This window comes from Streptomyces sp. TE5632 (assembly GCF_054061295.1).
Map to the genome: position 1 here is coordinate 2,279,478 of NZ_JBSSEA010000003.1, position 17,366 is coordinate 2,296,843.

Sequence of the window (17,366 nt, forward strand, 5' to 3'; positions counted from 1 at the left end):
AACCTGACCGCAAGGCTTTCTACGGTCGTGCCATGACACAGACACAGCGGACGCAGAAGATCCTCGTCACCGGTGCCACCGGCACCGTCGGCCGTCAGGTCGTCGCCGAACTGCTCGCCCGTGGTCACGCGGTACGCGCCCTCACCCGGGACCCGGCGCGGGCCGCCCTCCCGGCGGAGGTCGAGGTCGTCCGGGGCGACCTGACCGAGCCCGACCATCTGGCCCCGGCCATGGAGGGCGTCACCGGGCTTCATCTGATCACCTTCGGCGGGGCCTTCTTCACTCCTCTGGAGACCGGCCCGCGCATCCTGGACCGGGCCCGCGCGGCCGGCGTACGCCGGATCACGGTGCTGCACGGCGGCGGGCCGACCCCGCTGGAGGACGCCGTGCGGGCCGACGACGGGGTGGACTGGACGGTGCTGATGCCCGTCGAGTTCATGGCCGACGCCCTGGAGTGGGCGGACGGGATCACGGCGGCGGACGAGGTCCGCGAACCGTTCGTATCCCGGCTGAGCGCCATGGTCCACGAGGGCGACATCGGCGCCGTCGCCGCGGTCGCGCTCACCGAGGAGGGCCACGGCGGCCGGGAGTACGTGATCACCGGTCCCGAGGTGCTGACCGTCGGCGACAAGGTGGCGGCGATCGCCGCCGCCCGCGGCCGGGACATCGCCCTGGTGGAGCTGACCGAGGAGCAGGCCGTCACGCAGTGGCGTGCGGCGGGCCGGCCCGAGGAGGTGATCGGCTTCCTGCTCGAGATGTACGGCAACACCCCCGAGGTGGGCCGTACGGTCGTCGACACCGTCGAGAAGGTCACCGGCCGCCCGGCCCGCGCCTTCGCCCGGTGGGCCGTGGAGCACGCGGACGCCTTCAAGGCGCAGGTCCCCTTCGAGGCGTAGGTCTCCCGTCCGCCCCGCCTGTCCCCGTGCGACCGGCCGCCGGTCACGGCACAGTGGGGGCATGGAGGCAGACGGCAGGAATCTTCTGGCACAGGGCCGCGTGGCGACCAGACTGCCGGCCCGGGATCTGGAGCGGGCGCGGCGTTTCTACTCCGAGAAGCTCGGCCTGGAGCCCGTGGACGAGCGGCCGGGCGGGCTGCTGTACCGGTGCGGTGGCACGGAGTTCGCCGTGTTCCGGTCGGCGGGGGCCTCGTCCGGGGCCTTCACGCAGATGGGGTGGCAGGTCGACGACATCGAAACGGTCGTGGCGGAGCTGAGGCGGCGCGGCGTGGTGTTCGAGGTGGTCGACCTGCCGGGGTTCCGGACGGCGGAGGACGGGATCGCCGAGATCGAGGGCAACTACCCGAGCAAGGGCGCCCGCGGCGAACGCGCCGTCTGGTTCCGCGACAGCGAGGGGAACCTGCTGGGCATCGGCGAACCGGTCGTGTGACCGCGTGAAGACCGCACCAAGATCGAGGTCAGCACCCTGTGCCATCCGGAGAACGGCCTGACTGTTCCCGCCTTTGACCACGCGAAATTCAACGTAAGTCCTTCGGCCAGCTCAATAGAAGTGGTAGGGATCAGTCGGCCGCAAAGAATGGAACGGTACCCCGGAAAATCCGGACCCGATCGACCAGGGAGTCGTTTCATGCATGCTCAAGAAAGACCCATATCGCCTCTTCGCCGTTCGCGGCGCGGAATACTCGCGGGCACCTCGCTGGCCGCATTGGCGCTGTTGGGGACGCTGGGTGCCGTACCGACAGCAGCTCAGGGCCTGAGCGACGAACCTGCCGCGACCTCTGCGTCCACCGAGTCGGACCCCCGCCCCACGACGAGCCCTGAGCCCGGCAAGGAAAAAGAACAGGGCAAGGACAAGGACAGGCCTGGCCCCGGTGACGGTGACGGTTGCTTCGAAATCGACACCGTCCGCCAGGAAGGAGCCGGCGGCGGAGCGTTCTACGCGGCGACAAGTGGTGGAGTCGCCTATGTCGGTGACGAGCTCAGCCCTCTCGGACCCATCGACTGGGATGACCTTTCCGATGAGGGAGGAGACGTACCCAACGGGGCCTGCGGGGTATCCATTGACGTCGGCCCCACCGGTCAGGGCAGTGACATTGTCATCGACGTGATCACCACGTCCGGGACCGTGCACACCATCACCTGCGATCGCACGGGCTCGGTGATCACTGGCTGCGGCACGTGGGTGGAGCGCGACGCGCCAACGCCCGGAGCCACGCCGCAACCGTGAACGGACAGCATCCCACCTGCGCTGAGACGAACGTGATTGCCTCAGGGACGTGAGTGGCTCCAGGAGTGTGCGTACCGCGTTCACTCCGGCTCGCTCCATGTGCCTGATCTGATCTTGGCCACTGGTGAACTACGCGGCAGACGTCGGCGGTTCGAAACCGTCCGCGCCCGTCGCCCCAAAGGCCCCCAGCCGATCACGGCTGGGGGCCGGAGCCGTCATCGGCAGACTCCGCCGTCCCTCCCCGAACGGTGAGAGCCGCACGGGAGGGCTGACCGGCGGTCCCGATGAGGCCACCTCCGGCTGACCGCACGACCGAGGAGCTTTCTCCGGTTCCGCTCGCCTCTCACCGCGGGCGGAGCCGCGACCGGTCAGCGGCCCCCGGTGACCGGCACCTCCGCCCAGACCGTCTTGCCCACGGGTTCACGGGGCTCCCAGCCCCAGCACTCGGCCAGCACGTCCACCAGGAGCAGGCCCCGACCGGACTCACCCTCGGGACACGAAGAGGGCGGAACCACTGGTGGCCGTTTCGCGGCGGCGGCGTCGGCGACCTCGATCCGCACCAGACCCGCCACCTCGTCGAGGGCGATGCGGAGACGGAAGTCGTGCCCCGGGACACGGCCGTGCCGCACGGCGTTCGCGGCGAGTTCGCCGACGACCAGGGCGACCGTGCACGACACGTCCGAGGCCGGCGGGTGCCCCCACTCCTCCAGGCACCGCACGGCGAGGCGTCGGGCGAGCCGCGCGCCACGGGGTGTGGAGGCGAACTGGGCTTTTTTCTCCTGGGGTTGAGTGAAGCCGGTGTCCCTTCCGGACCCGTCACCCGAGGTGGTCGTTCCTGTCAGCACGGCGTGCCCGTCCTTGCCTGTCGAGCCCTGAGACGTCTCGCGATGCGCACGAGCCGTCACGTTCCGTGCTCAAGGGTCGCGGAATCGCCCTACGCTCGGAAGGTGACGCAGCATTACCTTTCGGTTGGTAAGGGACGGAAGTGACGCTTTGGCCAACGGAATTGACCCCAGCGCCTCCATGGCCGCCCTGTTCGGCTCACGGGTGCGCAAGCTCCGCACGGCGGCCGGACTGACCCAGGCCGAACTCGGCGCGAGAACCCACGTGGTGGGCACCCGCATCACCCAGATCGAGCGGGCCTCGGGCGCGAAGCCGACGCTGGAGCTGGCGCGTGCGCTGGACGCCGTGCTCGGCGCGGACAACCTGCTGGTCGACCTGTGGCCGTACGTGTACCGGGAGGCGTTCCCGGACTGGTCACGGAAGTTCATGGCGTACTCGGAGCGGGCGGTGTCGATCAGGCAGTACGCCGCCCACGTGGTCCCCGGTCTGCTGCAGACGAAGGACTATGCGCAAGCGGTCCTGAGCCTGGATGCGCTGCTCGACGACGATGAGCAGCTGGAGGAGCGTGTCGCAGCGCGCATGGGACGGCAGGAAAGACTCGGCTTGCCTGACCGGCCGGAACTGTGCGCGATCCTGGACGAGGCGGTACTGAGGCGCCCGATCGGCAACTCTTTCGTGATGCGAAGGCAGTTGGAGCGTCCACTCGAAACGGCAACGGAACGTCGCATCACCGTGCAGGTGTTGCCGTTCGACCAGGGTGGGCACGAGGCGATGGGCGGTTCCCTGACGATTCTCACCCTTCCGGACGGCTCGGAGGTCGCCTACACAGAGGGCTCGGACTACGGGCGGCTCATCGAGGAACCGGACAACGTCAGCCGCTACAAAGTGATTTACGATCGGCTACGGGCAGTGGCCCTGCCCCCGCTCATGTCGCTCGGCATGATTCGGACCGCGATGGAGGGCAGCTACCGTGGCGCGAACGTCCCGTCCCGATCTGAACGGCGCCGTCTGGCGCAGGAGCAGCTACAGCAATCAGGCGGGGGGCGACTGCGTGGAGGTGGCCCACGGATTCCCCGACGCCGTCCCCGTCCGTGACAGCAAAGTCCCGCACGGTCCCGCCCTGTCCTTCGGAGCGGGCTCCTGGACCGCGTTCATAGGGGAGTTGAAGGCCGGCCGGCACCGGATCTGAGTCGGCCGGGTCCCGGACACGCTGCGTCTCCCCGGCCCGCCGGTTCCTCGTCCGCGAGGGTCCGGTGGGCCACTGACCTCCTGAAAGAACCGGGGGGAAGAACTACCCGCCCACCCACCCTCCCCGGCGAAAAGCCCGCGTCACCCGTCCGGGTGACCGGCTTGCAGGGGCGGGTCACGGACGGTTACGTTCGCGACACCAACCGCAAACAGAGACGGCCCCCGGCCGGGATTGCCGTCCCGGAACGAGGGCCTGACCGATCAGGAAGAGACGACTTCCCGATGGCTGACCCGCAGTCTAATGCGCGCCTGCGCGCCGAGGCCGGAGCTCCGACCTCCGGCGTGATCCACGTACGCACCCGGCTCACCGCCGACTTCGCCGTGATCTCCAACGCCCTCGCCCAGCGGCGCGGCAGCGCCGTCACCGTCGGCGTCGCCGGTCTACATCCTCTCCCTGCCCACCGGCACCCCCGTGAGCATCGCCGCCCTGTGCGCGCACTTCACCGAGGGCGAGATCCTCATCTCGCGCGCCCTCCGCGAGCTGGAAACCGCCGGCTACCTGGAACGCCGCCGTGAGCGTCTCCCCTCGGGGCAGATCCGCACCCGCACGTACTTCTACGACGTGCCCGGCGGTGCCCCGGACCCGGACGACCCGCCCGAGCCGCCCCGGCCCCGCAAGCAGCCCGCCGTCCCGCAGGCCACGGCCCCCGCTCCGGCACCGGCACCGGCACCGGCTCCGCAAGAGCGGGCGCCCGACCCCAGCGGTGAGGCGACCGAGAGCCCGGCACCCGCACTCGCCGACGCCGACCCGCAGGCGGTCGCCGTCCTGACCTCATTGCGCCGCGTCGATCCGCGTCTGGTCCTGTCCGAACGGGAGGCCGTGCGGCTGGCACCGGCCGTCACCGCGTGGCTGGCGGCCGGGGTCGCCCCCTCCCAGATCACCGCCCATCTCACGGCACGGCTCCCCGATCACTTCCTGACCCGCCCGGCGGGCATCCTCGCCTTCCGCCTGCGCGAAACCCCCCTGCCCGCACCGCCCCCGGCTCCGCTCCCACCGACCGTCGACCGCCCGGCCGTCCTGCCCTTCCAGACCTGCGACGGCTGCGAACGCGCCTTCCGCGCACCGGAACCCGGCCACTGCCGGGACTGCCGGGACCACCTCACCCGGGAACGTCTGCGTGCGGCCGGCTGAGCCCATGGGCGGGTGTGCGATCGGTCGCCGGACGGAAGACTTGATGTGCGACGATGCGAAACCCGGCAGACGGAGGAGGTGGGGCATGGTCGACCGGTTCAGCGACGGACTTCTGACTCCCACGGAAACAGCCTCCTACCTGGAGATTCCGCAGTCCACGCTCGCCTCCTGGCTGAAGGGCAGGGCCGCCGGTGCGCCACTGGTCCACCAGGTGGAACCACTGCGCAAGGGACAGCCCTCGGTGCCGTTCATCGCGGTGGCCGAGGCACACGTGCTCCGTTCGCTGCGCTCGCTGGGGCTGCGGATGAGTGAGATCAGGGAAGCCGCCGCCGCCGTCCGGGACGCCTTCGCCACCCCCTACGGCCTCGTGTCGAAGCGAATCGCGACGGACGGCGTGGACATCTTCGTCGAGCACGGCCTCGGCGATCTCCGCCGGGCCCGGGACGGCCAGGCCCCCCTCCACGAGGTGGTCTCCGACTACCTCCGCCACCTGAACTGGGAGCCCGACGACGACTTCCCCTCCAGCCTGCGGCTCAGGCAGTACCCGGAGTCCGTCCCCGTCGTGATCGACCCGAGGTTCGGACACGGCAGGCCCGTCGTGGCCGCCAACCGCGTCACGGTCAAGGCCATCACCGACCTCTGGGAGGCCGGGGAGAGCATCGAGGACATCGCGTACGACTTCGACATGACACCCGAGCAGGTCGACGCGCTGTGCCGGGCAGTGGTGCGCCCTGCTTCCTAATGCTGTTGTCAAGCTGCCGTAGTCACCGGTGGCGCCACTTCGTAGCACCGTCGGTCGCGGATCAGGGCCCAGATGACGTTGACGCGCCGGCGGGCAAGGGCGAGCACGGCCTGGACGTGCTTCTTCCCCTCGGCGCGTTTACGGTCGTAGAACTTCCGCGAGTTCGGGTCATAGCGGACGCTGACCAGCGCGGAGGTGTAAAAAACGCGCTGAAGTTTTCGGTGATAGACGAGCGGCCGGTGGAGGTTGCCGCTGACCTTGCCCGAGTCGCGCGGTGCCGGGGCGACGCCGGCGAAGGCCGCCAGGGCGTCCGGGGAGTCGAACTCGTCCAGGCCGCCGCGGACGCCGGCGAGGAACTCCGCTCCCAGAACCGTGCCGATGCCCGGGACGCTCAGAAGGATGTCGGCGAGCTCGTGCTCGCGAAACCGGCCCTCGATGAGCTTGTCCAGCTCACGGATCTGCTCGTTGAGGGCCATCACCTCCTCGGCCAGGGTGTGGACCAGCCTGGCGATGGTCTTCTCCCCGGGGACGGCGGTGTGCTGGCGCTCGGCGGCCTCGACCGCCGCCTCGGCCAGGGCTCTGGCGTTGCGGACCTTGCGGTTGGCCAGCCACTTCGCAAGCCGCGTGATGCCGGTCCGGCGGATCGCGGCCGGCGTCTGGTAGCCCGTCAGGAGCTTGAGCGGGCCGGTGTTGGTCACGTCCAGGGCCCGTTCCAGGGCCGGGAACATGCTCAGCAGGGTGCCGCGCAGGCGGTTCACCGCGCGGGTGCGGTCCTCGACCAGGTCGGACCGGCGTCCGGTCAGCAGCTTGAGTTCCACGGCCGTCTCGTCACCGGGGCGGATGGGCCGCAGGTCGCGGCGCATTCTGGCCTGGTCGGCGATCACGTAGGCGTCGCGGGCGTCGGTCTTGCCCTCGCCGCGGTAGCCGTCGGATGCCCGGTTGACCAGCCGGCCGGGCATGTAGAGGACCTCCTGGCCGTGGTTGACCAGCAAGGCCAGCAGCAGTGCCGGCTCTCCGCCGGTCATGTCGATGGCCCAGGTGACCTCACGGCCGTCGGCCAGGTCCAGGACGTCACCGATCAGCTTCAGCAGCTCGGGCTCGTCGTTGGCCACCCGCCGCGACAACAGGGTCTTGCCCTCGGCGTCCAGAACAAGGCCGTGGTGATGGCCCTTGCCGCTGTCGATCCCCGCCCATATCCGGCTCATCGTGCTCCTGACGTGCGTGTTCGTACTGCTCGTGCCACGGACGACTTCGCCGGCATTGCTCTACACAGCGACTTGTTCGCACTTCCTAATCGGCGGCCGAGTCGTCGTGGGGCGCCGGGCGGCGAAGCAAGGGAAGCCACGAGACGGCAGCCGCCTGATAGCCACACCCAGCACCCCTGGGCGACCCAACCCTACGAATGGCTCGATCAACCCGATCAAGAAGGTAGAGCCGCCTGAGTTCTTCCTCGACCGCAATCTCGGACGTCGCGTCGCGGAAGGGCTGAGAGCGTGCGGCTGGACCGTTCACCGCATCGGGGACGTCTTCCCCGACGACGCACAGGACATCGCCGACGAGGACTGGATCACTCACGGCCTCGACCAGTCATGGGTGCCGATCTCGAAGGACGGCCGGATCAAGAGCCGGGACCTGGAGATCCAGCCGGTGCTCGAACGGGGAGCGGTGCTCTTCTACCTCGACAACCAGCAGTTGCCCAGTGCCGAGATGGTCGGACGGTTCGACGCACACCGCGAGGCGATCCACCGGGCTGTGGACAGGGGAGGCCCCGCGGCCTACGCGGTACGACGCGACCGCATCGAACGCACCTGGCCGTGACGGAGAATGACGCCCATGACTGCGGCCGTGATGGTGGTTCTGATCCCACTCGTGATGTCCCTGATGGGCGCTGCCCTGGCCGCTGACTACCGAGGATGGCGGAAGGCCACTGCCCAGGCTTACTCGGGTGTGTGGAACACCGAATACGCCATGCGCTACGCGGTGTTCGGATATGTGGGGTGGTTCACGGCGGTGGCGGGAGCCCTCTTCACCGTAGTGGCCCTGGGGATTGTGATCGCCCACCACGTGAACCGGTCGACTGCACTTATGTTCGGTTAGCAGCACCGGTCGTCAGCCGTCGCCGTGACGCTCGGTGGCACCCGTACGGCATCGCTCAGGTTCTCTACTGCACGTGGTGGTACCAGCGTCGGTGCACCGCGGGTTCGACGCACAGTACGGCGGCGCCCGCGATCGTGCCGACCAGCAGGGCGGAACCGCCGCCGCCGTTGAGGACCGCGCCGAGGCAGGCGGCGGCAACGGCGAGCGGGCGCAGCAGGGTCAGCGGGCCGAGGCCGATGACCATCGCGAGGGTGCCGGCGCGGAACGGCAGGGTGAAGTAGGCGGCGAGCGAAAGCAGTACGACGGTGGCGTAGACGGTGAGCGGGAGCAGGTAGCCGAGGCCGCCTGCTGCCAGAGTGTCGTAGGTCCGTGCCTGGTCGCGTGTGGTCAGCAGCAGGAGGGCGGCGGTCAGGGTGGGGGCCAGCAACAGGACGGCCCCGACGGCCAGTCCACGCAGGGCTGCTCGGGCGGTGGCCCGTTGTTTGCGGATGCGGGCGTCGCTGCCGGCGTAGGCGCGGAAGCCGCTGCACGCCGCATCGACCAGACCGAGGAGTATGAGCGGTATGGCGGGTGTCATCGGGTGGCCTCGGCGAGGTGCTCCGGGCCGACCATGCGGCGTGCGTCCCGCCCGAGGGCTCGGCGAAGCGGCGCCTCCAGGTGCGGGCGCACCCCGATGACCGGGCGCAAGGTGGTGCAGAACGGGTTCACCGCACCGCGCGGCTCGTACAGCAAGGCGCGGATGCCGGGTACCGCGGCGGCGCGCAGCAGTGTCTCGTCGCTGTGCGCGCGCCGGGCGGAGACGACGCCGTCGTGGCGGCCGAGCGGGTTGCGCATCCGGGCGCGGTGGAAGATCCAGGCGCCGAGGGGCGCGAGACGGGTTGCGGCGATGTCGAAGTGGCAGAAGGCGTGCGCCGGTGAGGCGGCCTGGGCCTGGAAGAACTCGGCCAGGGCGGGACCACGGAAATGGTGCAGCACGCCGGTGGAGACGTAGACGGTCGCGGCCTCCGGCAGGCCGAAGGCGTTTCCGCGGACGAAACGGCAGTCGAGCCCCTCCGCCCGGGCGAGGCGGTCCGCCTCGCCGACCAGCGCGGCGTCGAGGTCCACCCCGACCAACTCGACATCCGCGCCGAGGGCGTTGGTCGCCGCCAGCCAGCGGACCAGGTAGCCCAGGCCGCAACCGACGTCGACCAGACGGTACGGACCGGGCTGCCCGGTGGCCGACCGAATCGCGGTGAAGAGCGGGCCGAGCAGGTGGACCAGCCGTTCGCCGGTCCGCAGCTCCTCGTTCAGGCGCTGGAGCTCGGTGTGCACGCTGACGAGCAGGCGGTCCACGGCGTGCGGGTCGAGTACGCCGTCCTGGTCCGTGGGCAACCCTGCGACGATCCGGGCCGCGTGTTCGTCTCCGCTCTCGCGGAGCTGCCGGATCACCTCGGCGCGCCGGACCGGGAGCCGGTGGCCGCTGTGTGGATCCACCGCCGTGATCAGGTCGGAAATCTCAAGCTGGTGCACGGGACAGAACCCTATGGTCCTCCCTGCCGAGCCCGGCGGGCCGGCTGCCCCTGCCGTGGCGTGCCGACCACGTCCCGCGTTCTTTCGACACCGGCGCTGTTCGAGACCCGTGCACATTTCGATGCGCTCACCGAAGACGGCAGGGGAGTCGCCGGTGGAGGCCCGGCGATTCACCGGTGGCTTCACGGCACGTAAGAAAAGCCGAAAAGCCTTTTCCCTGGAATGAGTTGGCGAACAAGGGAACGGCGATCGGCTGTCCTATTCTTCTGGCATGGCGAAGCAGCGGCGGTCTCTGGCTGAAGCGTTCTGGGCTCTGGACCGGGTCCTGGGTGGGCAACAGCCTCCGACCCGGCTCCAGCAATGGGTGGCCCGTCACCCGGTCGGGGCCGGTCTCTGCATGGCCGTCCCCTTCACGCTCCTCTTCTGGCTGATGGCGGAGGAGGGAGAGCCCGGTCCTTTTCTGTTCGCCGTGCTCTGCGGGCTGCCCATCGCACTTGTCTTCGGGCTCACGGCCTTCTTGGAGCGGCTCCGGCAACGTCGGCTCAGGCGTCTGGGCATATGGGACGGCCCTTGAGCAGGCGGCGATCCGCCGGAGGTGAGGGGTGGTCGGCGCTGTCGGGGGCCGGAAGGCCACGGCATGGTCTCTTTGCCGTACCGGGCAGGTACGTGGGTCCGAGCGAGCGGTCATCATGACGGATGATCGTTCCGGTCGGGCTGTCGGTCACGTCGGTCACGGCCCTGACCGGGTGCGCGTGAAGCGGTGGAGCAGATGATCGAACCCATGGCAGAGCCGGCGGACACGGCCGTGGGCGTGTTGATGCTGGTCGTGGCGGCGGGTTGCACCTGGCTGGGATGGACGTCCCTGCGTCGGCCCCGGAAGGCTCCGGTGAGCGTGCAGGGGCCCAGGTGGCTCGTCCGCGCCTGGGGCCTCGGCTACCTGGTGCTGGGGGTGAGTCTTACCGCGCAAGAGGTGGGCCGGATAGCCGGTGAGGAACCGGCCTGGCCGTTGATTCTGATCCGCTGGATCGCCAGTCCGCTGGTGCTCTTCCCCCTGGTGGCCGGGGCGGTCCGGCGGTGGCGGGAGCGCCGCGCCGGCCGGGTGGCGAACGAGGGGCGTCGGGTGTGAACCGGCACGTCTCCTGGGGCGAGGCCCTGCTCGTGGCCCTGGTCTGCTGGGTGGTCAGCGGCCTGGGGTACGCCGTGTTCGCCGCCCTGGACGAGCCGGGCCTCACGATCGCGCCCTTCCTGGTCCCGCTCCTGGTCCAGTGGTTCTGGACGCGCCACCGTGTCTGGCCGGCCGCGGTCGCGGCGGGCCTCACCGGGTTCGTCGTCCTGTTCGGGGCCGTCGACCTCCTGCGACCGGACTGGGGCCGGTACGTCGGCGACGCACTGGCGACCGGACTCGGCGCGACGGCGGCCCTGGTCGTCTTCACCCTGACGTGCCGCGTCCGCACACGGGCCGGCGACCGAAACCACACAGCCTGACCGGGCGAGGACGTTCCGTTCGCCCGCGTGGCCGGCCGGAGCACCTGGGCGCCGGACGTGCTCGGCATACGGTCCGACCGTATGCCGGGCCGCCGGGCCGCCGTTACGATCGCGGCCCATGGACTGGGCAGAGCGTGCAGCGGAGTTGAGGCAGTGGAGCAGGAGCGGGGTCCGGGCCCCGCACAAGCCGTTGCTCCTGCTGTACGCCCTCGGCCGGTTCCGGGAGGACGCCGACGGGGAGTTGGCCTACAGCGCGGTCGAGGAGGATCTGAAGCGGCTGCTGGCCGAGTACGGGCCGCCCCGTCCGACCACGCCCGCCTACCCGTTCCATCACCTGGTCGGTGACGGGGTGTGGGAGGTGCGGAGCGACCGGGGGTCCGGCAGTCCGGGTACCGGGGTGCGGGAGTTGCGGGCGACGAACGCCGCCGGGCGGCTCGCGCCGGAGTTGCGGGTGGCGTTGCGGCGGGAGCCGTCGCTGCTCGGCCGGATGGCACGGGTGCTGCTCGACGCCAACTTCCCGCCCTCGCTGCACGGCGAACTGTGCGAGGCCGTCGGCCTGGCGCCGGAGCCCGCGGAGGCGACCCGTCTCACGGCCGTTCGGCGGCAGCGGGACCGCCGGATGCGGGAGCTGGTGCTGACCGCGTACGAGCACCGGTGTGCCTTCTGCGGTTACGACGGCCGGATCGGGAGCGTGCCCGTGGGGCTGGAGGCGGCGCATGTGCGCTGGTGGGCGTTCGACGGTCCGGACGACGTCGACAACGGGCTGTGCCTGTGCTCGCTGCACCACAAGCTCTTCGACAAGGGTGTCCTCGGTGTCGGCGAGAGCCACCGCGTCCTGGTCTCGCAGCGTTTCGTCGGGCACGGCGGCACGGCCCGCGCGCAGGTCACCGAGCTCTCCGGGCGGCCCCTCATCGGTCCGCAGCCGGGGACCGCCCCCGTCGCGGCGCCGCACCGCGCCTGGCACCTCGCGCAGGTCTTCCAGGGCGACCCGCGCCCGGCCGCCGCGATCTGGTAGGCACGCCGATACCACGAGTATGGTCGCCTGTACGGCGACCAAGAAAGTGACCGTGACGATCCCCGAGGACCTCCTGGAGGAGATCCGCGGGGAAGCCGCCGAGCGCGGACTGTCCGCGTACATCGCCGATGCGCTGCGCCTCAAGCGGGACCGTGACCGGCTCCGGGAACTGGCCGACTGGCTCCAGGAGGAGCACGGCCCGGTCACGGACGAGGAGCACGCGGCCGCGCTCGCGGAACTGGAGGACCTCGACGCCGAGCACGAGCGGCGCCGCGGGGCCAACGGCTCTCATGCGGGAGAGGCCGCGTGAGGAAGGGGAGCGGTGGGCGCGGACGGCCGCTCCGGGTCTTCGTGCTCGACTGCGAGGCCCTGTCCCTGGCCGTACGGGGCGATCGGGGGATGATCGCCCGGCTCGACCTCGCGGCCCGAGGTGAAGCGGAGGTGGTGACCTCCCCGATGACGCTGACCGAGACGTACGACGGCAGAACGACCGAGCAGCGCTGGGACTGGGTGCTCTCGCGGCTCAAGGTCGTGGAGATCGGCAGGGACGAGGCGCGACAGGCCCGCCGGCTCCTGGCCGACGCGCGGCTGCACGGCCACAAGTACGCGATCGACGCGGTACTCGCGGTGGTCGCACGTCAACAGAAGGGGCAGGTCACGGTCTTCACATCGGACGTGGACGTCGTGGAGAGGCTGGTCCCGGACACGGTCGTCGTCAAGAAGGTGTGACCCCGAGAGGGTGTGACCCGCCCGCACGGCTCACGGGTGCATCCGTGCCCCCTTCAGGACCTTGTCGACCGCGTTCCTCGGGCCGTGGACGGCCAGGCCGACCAGGTCCAGGTCCGGCGTTCCCACGGCGCGGACCGCCGCGCGGTTGGCCTCGTCGTGGCCCGTGGAGAAGAGGTCCGAGGTGAACAGCGCGCGCGGCAGGGCGCGGGAGAGCGCCCGGGTGTGCGCCGCCTTCAGGGTTTCCTTGGTGCCCTCGAAGACCAGCACCGGCTGGCGGAACATCGGCAGGTAGGGCACGCCGTCCGCGTCCTCGTAGGGCTCGCCGATCAGGTCGGGTACCCGGGTGCCCAGGCCGCTGACCAGGAACGCGGTGACGTTGAGGCGCTGCCAGGTCTCCAGGTCCTCGCGCAGCAGGACGGCGATCTTCGTGTCGAAGCGTGTGCTCATGCCTTGAGACTGCCGATCAGTGCATGGCGGCGTCTTGTACGTTGTTTGCATGGCCGCAGAGCACGCCGGGCGTCCCGAGCGGACCGTCTCCGCCTGGCGGCCCGGTGTCCCGGGGGTCGTCGAGGTCTTCCACGCCCGTTTCACCGAGTACGCCTACCCGATGCACGTCCACGACGCATGGACGCTGCTCCTCGTCGACGACGGCGCCGTGCGGTACGACCTGGACCGGCACGAGCACGGCACCCCGCACGACACCGTGTCCCTGCTGCCGCCGCACGTCCCGCACAACGGCGCCGCCGCCACCCCGGACGGCTTCCGCAAGCGGGTGCTCTACCTCGACGGCACCCACCTCGGGGACGACCTCATCGGGGCCGCCGTCGACCGGCCCGACCTGCGTGACCCCCTGCTGCGACGGCGCGTCGGGCAGGTGCACACGGCGCTCGTGGGGCCCGGCGACGAGTTGGAGGCGGAGAGCAGGCTGACGCTCGTCGGGGAGCGGCTGCGGGCTCATCTGCGGTCGCGAAAGGACACCGCGCGGGAGCCCCGGCGGGATCCCCTCCTCGCCCGGCGGCTGCGCGAACTGCTCGACGCACGGGTCGTGGAGGGTCTCGGCCTGGCGGAGGCCGCGGGGCTGCTGTCCGCTCATCCCGCCCATCTCGTACGGGCGTTCAGCGGCGCCTACGGCATCGCGCCGCACCAGTACCTGACGTCCCGCCGGGTGGGCCGGGCCCGTCGGCTGCTGCTCGACGGGGGGCCGCCGAGCGAGGTCGCGGTGGTCACCGGTTTCTACGACCAGGCCCATCTCACCCGGCACTTCCGGAAGCTGGTCGGTGTCACACCGGGCCGTTACCGCGCGGGAAGCCGGTAGCCCTGCGGTGACCTGCGCGGTCCCTACTCGTCCGAGGGGCGCTCGATGAGTCGGGTGAACGCGTCCAGGTTCCGCGTCGACTCCCCGCGCGACACCCGCCAGGCGTGCTCCTTGCGGATCGCGGTGGCGAAACCCAGTTCCAGCAGGGTGTTGAAGCTGCCGTCGGCGGCCTCCAGTACCTGGCCGAGCAGCCGGTCGACCTCGTCCGGGGTCACGGCGGGCAGCGGGAAGCGTCCGGTGACGTAGATGTCGCCGAGCGGGTCCACGGCGTAACTCACGCCGTACAGCTTGAGGTTGCGTTCCAGGAGCCAGCGGTGGACGGCGGCCTCGTTCTCGTCGGGGTGCCGGATGACGAAGGCGTTGAGGGAGAGCGAGTGCCGGCCGACGATGAGGGAGACCGTCGTGGACAGTTTGCGGGTGCCGGGGAGCTTCACGACGTACGTGCCGGCCGCGGGGCTCTCCCAGTCGAGTTCGGCGTCCTTGAGGACACCCTCGACGACCTGTGCCGCCGCCTGCCGCTGTTCCGCTTCAGCCATGCTGGGAGCGTACGTGACGGCGGTGGGCCTGCGTCGCGGCCGTGTAGACGTCGGCCGTGGCGGCGGCCGACCTGTCCCAGCCGAAGGACCGGGCGTGCCGGGCGGCGGCCTCGCCCATCCGGTCGGCGAGGTCGGGCCGGTCGGCGAACTCGAGCAGCACGCGCGCGTAGGCCTCGGGGTCGTGCCCCTGGACGAGGAAGCCGGTGTGTCCGTCCCGTACGGCCACCGGCAGTCCGCCGACCGAGGCGGCGAGCACCGGGGTCCCGGCGGCCTGCGCCTCTATGGCGACCAGGCCGAAGGACTCGCTGTAGGAGGGCATGACGAGGACGGACGCGGCCCGGAACCAGTCCGCGAGCTGTTCCTGCCCGACCGGCGGACAGAACCGCACGACGTCGGCGATGCCCAGGCGGGCGGCGAGTTTCTGCAGTCCCTCGGGCTTGGCGAGGCCGCTGCCGCTGGGGCCGCCGACCACGGGGACGCAGAGCCGGGAGCGCAGCTCGGGGCGTTCGTCGAGCAGCGCGGCGACCGCGCGGAGCAGCACGTCGGGAGCTTTGAGCGGCTGGATGCGGCCCGCGAAGAGCGGTATCAGGGCGTCCTGGGGCAGCCCGAGGCGGGCGCGGGCGGCGGCCCGCCCGTCGGACGGGCGGAAGCGGGACAGGTTGACGCCGGGATGGACGACGGCGACCTTGTCCGGGTCGGCCGCGTAGTGCTGTACGAGTTCCTCGGCCTCTCCGGCGGTGTTGGCGATCAGCCGGTCCGCGGCGGCCACTATCTGGGTCTCGCCGATGACCCGGGCGGCCGGCTCGGGTGTGTCGCCGACGGCGAGGTTGGCGTTCTTGACCTTGGCCATGGTGTGCATGGCGTGCACCAGGGGGACGCCCCAGCGCTGGGCGGCGAGCCAGCCGACGTGGCCGGAGAGCCAGTAGTGGGAGTGGACCAGGTCGTAGTACCCGGGCCGGTGGCCGGCCCACGTGTGCATCACACCGTGCGTGAAGGCACACAGCTGGGCGGGCAGCTCCTCCTTGGCCAGGCCCTCGTAGGGGCCGGCGTCGACGTGCCGGACGAGGACGCCGGGCGCGAGTTCGACGGAGGGCGGGAGGGCGGCGGTGGTCGCGCGCGTGAAGATCTCGACCTCGATGTTGATCGCGGCGAGGCGCTGCGCGAGTTCCACGATGTAGACGTTCATGCCGCCGGCGTCGCCGGTTCCCGGCTGGTGCAGCGGGGACGTGTGCACGGAGAGCATCGCCACGCGGCGGGGCCTGCGATGCAGTCGCAGCCGCGGGGGTGTGGCGGGGGAGCGCCGACCGAGCCTGGCGATGTACTGGCTCACGTGGCGTTCCTCCTCGTTGCGGGCCTGACTTTCCGGCATGGCTTTCGGGGGCGTGCGGGCCCTCCAGCTCCCCAACACCGGAGGGGCCCGCTCCCATTTCCGGGTGACCTCTCCGGATCGGGTCTTTGCCGAATCATTACCGATGGTCGCTCAACCGTTCGAGTGCCGGGTGCGTAGGCGCAGGGGCCGTCGCCCGGCGGCCCTCCCCGGTCGATTCCCGGCGGGCCCGGCCTCCCCCATACCCTCGTACGCATGACCGCCCGCGCCGCCGCCCTCCCCCACTCCCGGAGGTCCCCCGTCGTGGGCGCGGTGACGCGCGGGACGACCAACCCCAACCGTCTGCGCCGCATGGACCGCTGGATCGCGGCCACGCACGGCACCGCGCTGCGCCGCGCCGACCACCCCGTCGCCGTCGACCTCGGCTACGGCGCCGCCCCCTGGACGGCGGTCGAACTGCTGCACCGCCTGCGCACCGTGGCCCCCCGCACGCATGTGGTCGGCGTCGAGATCGAACCGGCCCGGGTCGCGGCGGCCCGCCCGTACGAGCGCGAGGGGCTGGCCTTCCGGCACGGCGGCTTCGAGGTCCCGCTCCCCGGACGGCCGACGCTGATCCGCGCGGCGAACGTCCTGCGCCAGTACGACGAGGCCGAGGTCGCCGCCGCCTGGCAGCGGCTGTGCGCACGACTCGCCCCGGCCGAACCGGCGAAGGGCGCGCACGGCGGGCTGCTGGTCGAGGGGACCTGCGACGAGATCGGGCGGCGGCACGTATGGGTCGCCCTCGGCCCGGAGGGGCCGCGCACGGTCACCTTCGCGACCCGGCTCGGCTCCCTGGAACGCCCCTCGGACCTGGCGGAACGCCTGCCGAAGGCACTCATCCACCGCAACGTCCCCGGCGAACCGGTGCACGCCTTCCTGCGCGACTTCGACCGCGCCTGGGCCGCCGCCGCACCCTACGCCTCGTACGGTGCCCGCCAGCGCTGGATCCGTACGGTGCGGGACCTGACCGCCGACTGGCCGGTGACGGACGGGCCGACCCGGTGGCGGCAGGGCGAAGTCACGGTGCGGTGGGAGGCCTTGGCGCCACGGGGGTGAACTCCGGGAACGATCTCCGTGAGTCGTTCGTCACATCGACGGGGCGAGCGCCATAACGGGGAGGGGGAGCCGGGAAGCGTCACCTCTGTCACTTCGGGCGCCGACATGG

General features: G+C 71.1%; 23 protein-coding genes and 1 pseudogene. 17 read left to right on the forward strand and 7 right to left on the reverse strand.

The annotated features are described in order from the left end of the window. Positions 1–32 precede the first annotated feature (32 nt). From ACVW19_RS15430 to ACVW19_RS15440, 3 genes are all read left to right on the forward strand, one after another. Positions 33–896, forward strand: a complete 864-nt coding sequence (locus ACVW19_RS15430; RefSeq protein WP_457459966.1) for an SDR family oxidoreductase — start codon at positions 33–35, stop codon at positions 894–896. Positions 897–957: 61 nt separating this feature from the next. Continuing rightward, positions 958–1,386, forward strand: a complete 429-nt coding sequence (locus ACVW19_RS15435; RefSeq protein ID WP_457459967.1) for a VOC family protein — start codon at positions 958–960, stop codon at positions 1,384–1,386. A 198-nt stretch (positions 1,387–1,584) separates the two neighbouring features. Continuing rightward, the gene (locus ACVW19_RS15440) at positions 1,585–2,184 is read left to right on the forward strand and encodes a hypothetical protein (RefSeq protein ID WP_457459968.1); all 600 of its coding nucleotides are present in this window, start codon (positions 1,585–1,587) and stop codon (positions 2,182–2,184) included. Between the two features lie 368 nt (positions 2,185–2,552). Here ACVW19_RS15440 and ACVW19_RS15445 read toward each other — a convergent pair whose 3' ends face one another. After that, the gene (locus ACVW19_RS15445; RefSeq protein WP_457459969.1) at positions 2,553–3,029 is read right to left on the reverse strand and encodes an ATP-binding protein; all 477 of its coding nucleotides are present in this window, start codon (positions 3,027–3,029) and stop codon (positions 2,553–2,555) included. A 178-nt stretch (positions 3,030–3,207) separates the two neighbouring features. Here ACVW19_RS15445 and ACVW19_RS15450 point away from each other — a divergent pair, with 178 nt between their 5' ends. The 4 genes and pseudogenes from ACVW19_RS15450 to ACVW19_RS15465 all read left to right on the forward strand — a co-directional run bounded on the left by ACVW19_RS15450 (position 3,208) and on the right by ACVW19_RS15465 (position 6,149). Then, on the forward strand, positions 3,208–4,122 hold the full coding sequence (locus ACVW19_RS15450) for a helix-turn-helix domain-containing protein (protein ID WP_457464620.1): 915 nt from the start codon (positions 3,208–3,210) through the stop codon (positions 4,120–4,122). Then, the gene (locus ACVW19_RS15455) at positions 4,085–4,216 is read left to right on the forward strand and encodes a DUF397 domain-containing protein (RefSeq protein ID WP_457459970.1); all 132 of its coding nucleotides are present in this window, start codon (positions 4,085–4,087) and stop codon (positions 4,214–4,216) included. Before ACVW19_RS15450 ends, ACVW19_RS15455 begins: the two co-directional genes overlap by 38 nt. 281 nt (positions 4,217–4,497) lie before the next feature. Continuing rightward, positions 4,498–5,407: pseudogene (locus ACVW19_RS15460) on the forward strand (hypothetical protein). Positions 5,408–5,492: 85 nt separating this feature from the next. Then, on the forward strand, positions 5,493–6,149 hold the full coding sequence (locus tag ACVW19_RS15465; protein WP_457459971.1) for a DUF433 domain-containing protein: 657 nt from the start codon (positions 5,493–5,495) through the stop codon (positions 6,147–6,149). Positions 6,150–6,157: 8 nt separating this feature from the next. Here the strand turns inward: ACVW19_RS15465 and ACVW19_RS15470 are convergent, their stop codons facing one another. After that, a complete protein-coding gene (locus tag ACVW19_RS15470) occupies positions 6,158–7,354 on the reverse strand; it encodes an IS110 family RNA-guided transposase (protein ID WP_457459972.1) in 1,197 nt (398 codons plus the stop codon). A 16-nt stretch (positions 7,355–7,370) separates the two neighbouring features. On the opposite strand from ACVW19_RS15470, the gene ACVW19_RS15475 reads away from it, so the two are divergent. Both ACVW19_RS15475 and ACVW19_RS15480 read left to right on the forward strand, forming a co-directional pair. Beyond that, positions 7,371–7,967, forward strand: coding sequence for a PIN-like domain-containing protein (locus tag ACVW19_RS15475; RefSeq protein WP_457459973.1), 597 nt, complete (start codon positions 7,371–7,373; stop codon positions 7,965–7,967). Between the two features lie 15 nt (positions 7,968–7,982). Then, complete coding sequence (locus tag ACVW19_RS15480) at positions 7,983–8,246, forward strand: hypothetical protein (protein WP_457459974.1); 264 nt, start codon at positions 7,983–7,985, stop codon at positions 8,244–8,246. Between the two features lie 64 nt (positions 8,247–8,310). Here the strand turns inward: ACVW19_RS15480 and ACVW19_RS15485 are convergent, their stop codons facing one another. Together ACVW19_RS15485 and ACVW19_RS15490 are read right to left on the reverse strand one after the other, a co-directional pair. Continuing rightward, entirely contained in the window at positions 8,311–8,823 is a 513-nt protein-coding gene (locus ACVW19_RS15485; RefSeq protein WP_457459975.1) for a hypothetical protein, read from the reverse strand. Beyond that, positions 8,820–9,755 carry a class I SAM-dependent methyltransferase gene (locus ACVW19_RS15490; RefSeq protein ID WP_457459976.1) on the reverse strand — a complete coding sequence of 312 codons (936 nt, stop codon included), beginning with the start codon at positions 9,753–9,755 and terminating at the stop codon, positions 8,820–8,822. The genes ACVW19_RS15485 and ACVW19_RS15490 overlap by 4 nt, the downstream gene beginning before the upstream one ends. A gap of 271 nt (positions 9,756–10,026) precedes the next feature. On the opposite strand from ACVW19_RS15490, the gene ACVW19_RS15495 reads away from it, so the two are divergent. The 6 genes from ACVW19_RS15495 (at position 10,027) to ACVW19_RS15520 (ending at position 12,984) form a co-directional block, all read left to right on the forward strand. Beyond that, positions 10,027–10,329 (forward strand): hypothetical protein, encoded by a 303-nt coding sequence (locus ACVW19_RS15495; RefSeq protein WP_457459977.1) that lies wholly within the window; start codon positions 10,027–10,029, stop codon positions 10,327–10,329. 207 nt (positions 10,330–10,536) lie between these two features. Then, a complete protein-coding gene (locus ACVW19_RS15500) occupies positions 10,537–10,881 on the forward strand; it encodes a hypothetical protein (protein WP_457459978.1) in 345 nt (114 codons plus the stop codon). Continuing rightward, entirely contained in the window at positions 10,878–11,240 is a 363-nt protein-coding gene (locus ACVW19_RS15505) for a hypothetical protein (RefSeq protein ID WP_457459979.1), read from the forward strand. Before ACVW19_RS15500 ends, ACVW19_RS15505 begins: the two co-directional genes overlap by 4 nt. A 118-nt stretch (positions 11,241–11,358) precedes the next feature. After that, positions 11,359–12,255: a phosphorothioated DNA-binding restriction endonuclease gene (locus ACVW19_RS15510; RefSeq protein ID WP_457459980.1), complete on the forward strand. Its 897-nt coding sequence runs from the start codon at positions 11,359–11,361 to the stop codon at positions 12,253–12,255. 19 nt (positions 12,256–12,274) lie between these two features. After that, positions 12,275–12,565, forward strand: coding sequence for a CopG family transcriptional regulator (locus ACVW19_RS15515; RefSeq protein ID WP_457459981.1), 291 nt, complete (start codon positions 12,275–12,277; stop codon positions 12,563–12,565). Then, the gene (locus ACVW19_RS15520) at positions 12,562–12,984 is read left to right on the forward strand and encodes a PIN domain-containing protein (protein ID WP_457459982.1); all 423 of its coding nucleotides are present in this window, start codon (positions 12,562–12,564) and stop codon (positions 12,982–12,984) included. The genes ACVW19_RS15515 and ACVW19_RS15520 overlap by 4 nt, the downstream gene beginning before the upstream one ends. Positions 12,985–13,014: 30 nt before the next feature. Here the strand turns inward: ACVW19_RS15520 and ACVW19_RS15525 are convergent, their stop codons facing one another. Continuing rightward, complete coding sequence (locus ACVW19_RS15525) at positions 13,015–13,482, reverse strand: DUF2000 family protein (RefSeq protein WP_457459983.1); 468 nt, start codon at positions 13,480–13,482, stop codon at positions 13,015–13,017. On the opposite strand from ACVW19_RS15525, the gene ACVW19_RS15530 reads away from it, so the two are divergent. After that, a complete protein-coding gene (locus ACVW19_RS15530; protein ID WP_457459984.1) occupies positions 13,481–14,299 on the forward strand; it encodes a helix-turn-helix domain-containing protein in 819 nt (272 codons plus the stop codon). The genes ACVW19_RS15525 and ACVW19_RS15530 overlap by 2 nt on opposite strands. Before the next feature lie 23 nt (positions 14,300–14,322). Here the strand turns inward: ACVW19_RS15530 and ACVW19_RS15535 are convergent, their stop codons facing one another. Both ACVW19_RS15535 and mshA read right to left on the reverse strand, forming a co-directional pair. Further along, entirely contained in the window at positions 14,323–14,835 is a 513-nt protein-coding gene (locus ACVW19_RS15535; protein ID WP_457459985.1) for a YbjN domain-containing protein, read from the reverse strand. Further along, positions 14,828–16,165, reverse strand: a complete 1,338-nt coding sequence (gene mshA / locus ACVW19_RS15540; protein ID WP_457459986.1) for a D-inositol-3-phosphate glycosyltransferase — start codon at positions 16,163–16,165, stop codon at positions 14,828–14,830. Before mshA ends, ACVW19_RS15535 begins: the two co-directional genes overlap by 8 nt. A 252-nt stretch (positions 16,166–16,417) precedes the next feature. Here mshA and ACVW19_RS15545 point away from each other — a divergent pair, with 252 nt between their 5' ends. Then, positions 16,418–17,257 carry a class I SAM-dependent methyltransferase gene (locus tag ACVW19_RS15545; protein WP_457459987.1) on the forward strand — a complete coding sequence of 280 codons (840 nt, stop codon included), beginning with the start codon at positions 16,418–16,420 and terminating at the stop codon, positions 17,255–17,257. Positions 17,258–17,366 lie beyond the last annotated feature (109 nt).

Bases quoted from the DNA above. Each gene is read 5' to 3' on its own strand.
- ACVW19_RS15485 (WP_457459975.1), bottom strand. From the start codon at position 8,823: ATGACACCCGCCATACCGCTCATACTCCTCGGTCTGGTCGATGCGGCG.
- ACVW19_RS15435 (WP_457459967.1), top strand. From the start codon at position 958: ATGGAGGCAGACGGCAGGAATCTTCTGGCACAGGGCCGCGTGGCGACC.
- ACVW19_RS15465 (WP_457459971.1), top strand. From the start codon at position 5,493: ATGGTCGACCGGTTCAGCGACGGACTTCTGACTCCCACGGAAACAGCC.
- ACVW19_RS15430 (WP_457459966.1), top strand. From the start codon at position 33: ATGACACAGACACAGCGGACGCAGAAGATCCTCGTCACCGGTGCCACC.
- ACVW19_RS15525 (WP_457459983.1), bottom strand. From the start codon at position 13,482: ATGCAAACAACGTACAAGACGCCGCCATGCACTGATCGGCAGTCTCAA.
- ACVW19_RS15470 (WP_457459972.1), bottom strand. From the start codon at position 7,354: ATGAGCCGGATATGGGCGGGGATCGACAGCGGCAAGGGCCATCACCAC.
- ACVW19_RS15545 (WP_457459987.1), top strand. From the start codon at position 16,418: ATGACCGCCCGCGCCGCCGCCCTCCCCCACTCCCGGAGGTCCCCCGTC.
- ACVW19_RS15440 (WP_457459968.1), top strand. From the start codon at position 1,585: ATGCATGCTCAAGAAAGACCCATATCGCCTCTTCGCCGTTCGCGGCGC.
- ACVW19_RS15450 (WP_457464620.1), top strand. From the start codon at position 3,208: ATGGCCGCCCTGTTCGGCTCACGGGTGCGCAAGCTCCGCACGGCGGCC.
- ACVW19_RS15495 (WP_457459977.1), top strand. From the start codon at position 10,027: ATGGCGAAGCAGCGGCGGTCTCTGGCTGAAGCGTTCTGGGCTCTGGAC.
- ACVW19_RS15515 (WP_457459981.1), top strand. From the start codon at position 12,275: ATGGTCGCCTGTACGGCGACCAAGAAAGTGACCGTGACGATCCCCGAG.
- ACVW19_RS15530 (WP_457459984.1), top strand. From the start codon at position 13,481: ATGGCCGCAGAGCACGCCGGGCGTCCCGAGCGGACCGTCTCCGCCTGG.
- ACVW19_RS15535 (WP_457459985.1), bottom strand. From the start codon at position 14,835: ATGGCTGAAGCGGAACAGCGGCAGGCGGCGGCACAGGTCGTCGAGGGT.
- ACVW19_RS15510 (WP_457459980.1), top strand. From the start codon at position 11,359: ATGGACTGGGCAGAGCGTGCAGCGGAGTTGAGGCAGTGGAGCAGGAGC.
- ACVW19_RS15480 (WP_457459974.1), top strand. From the start codon at position 7,983: ATGACTGCGGCCGTGATGGTGGTTCTGATCCCACTCGTGATGTCCCTG.
- ACVW19_RS15500 (WP_457459978.1), top strand. From the start codon at position 10,537: ATGGCAGAGCCGGCGGACACGGCCGTGGGCGTGTTGATGCTGGTCGTG.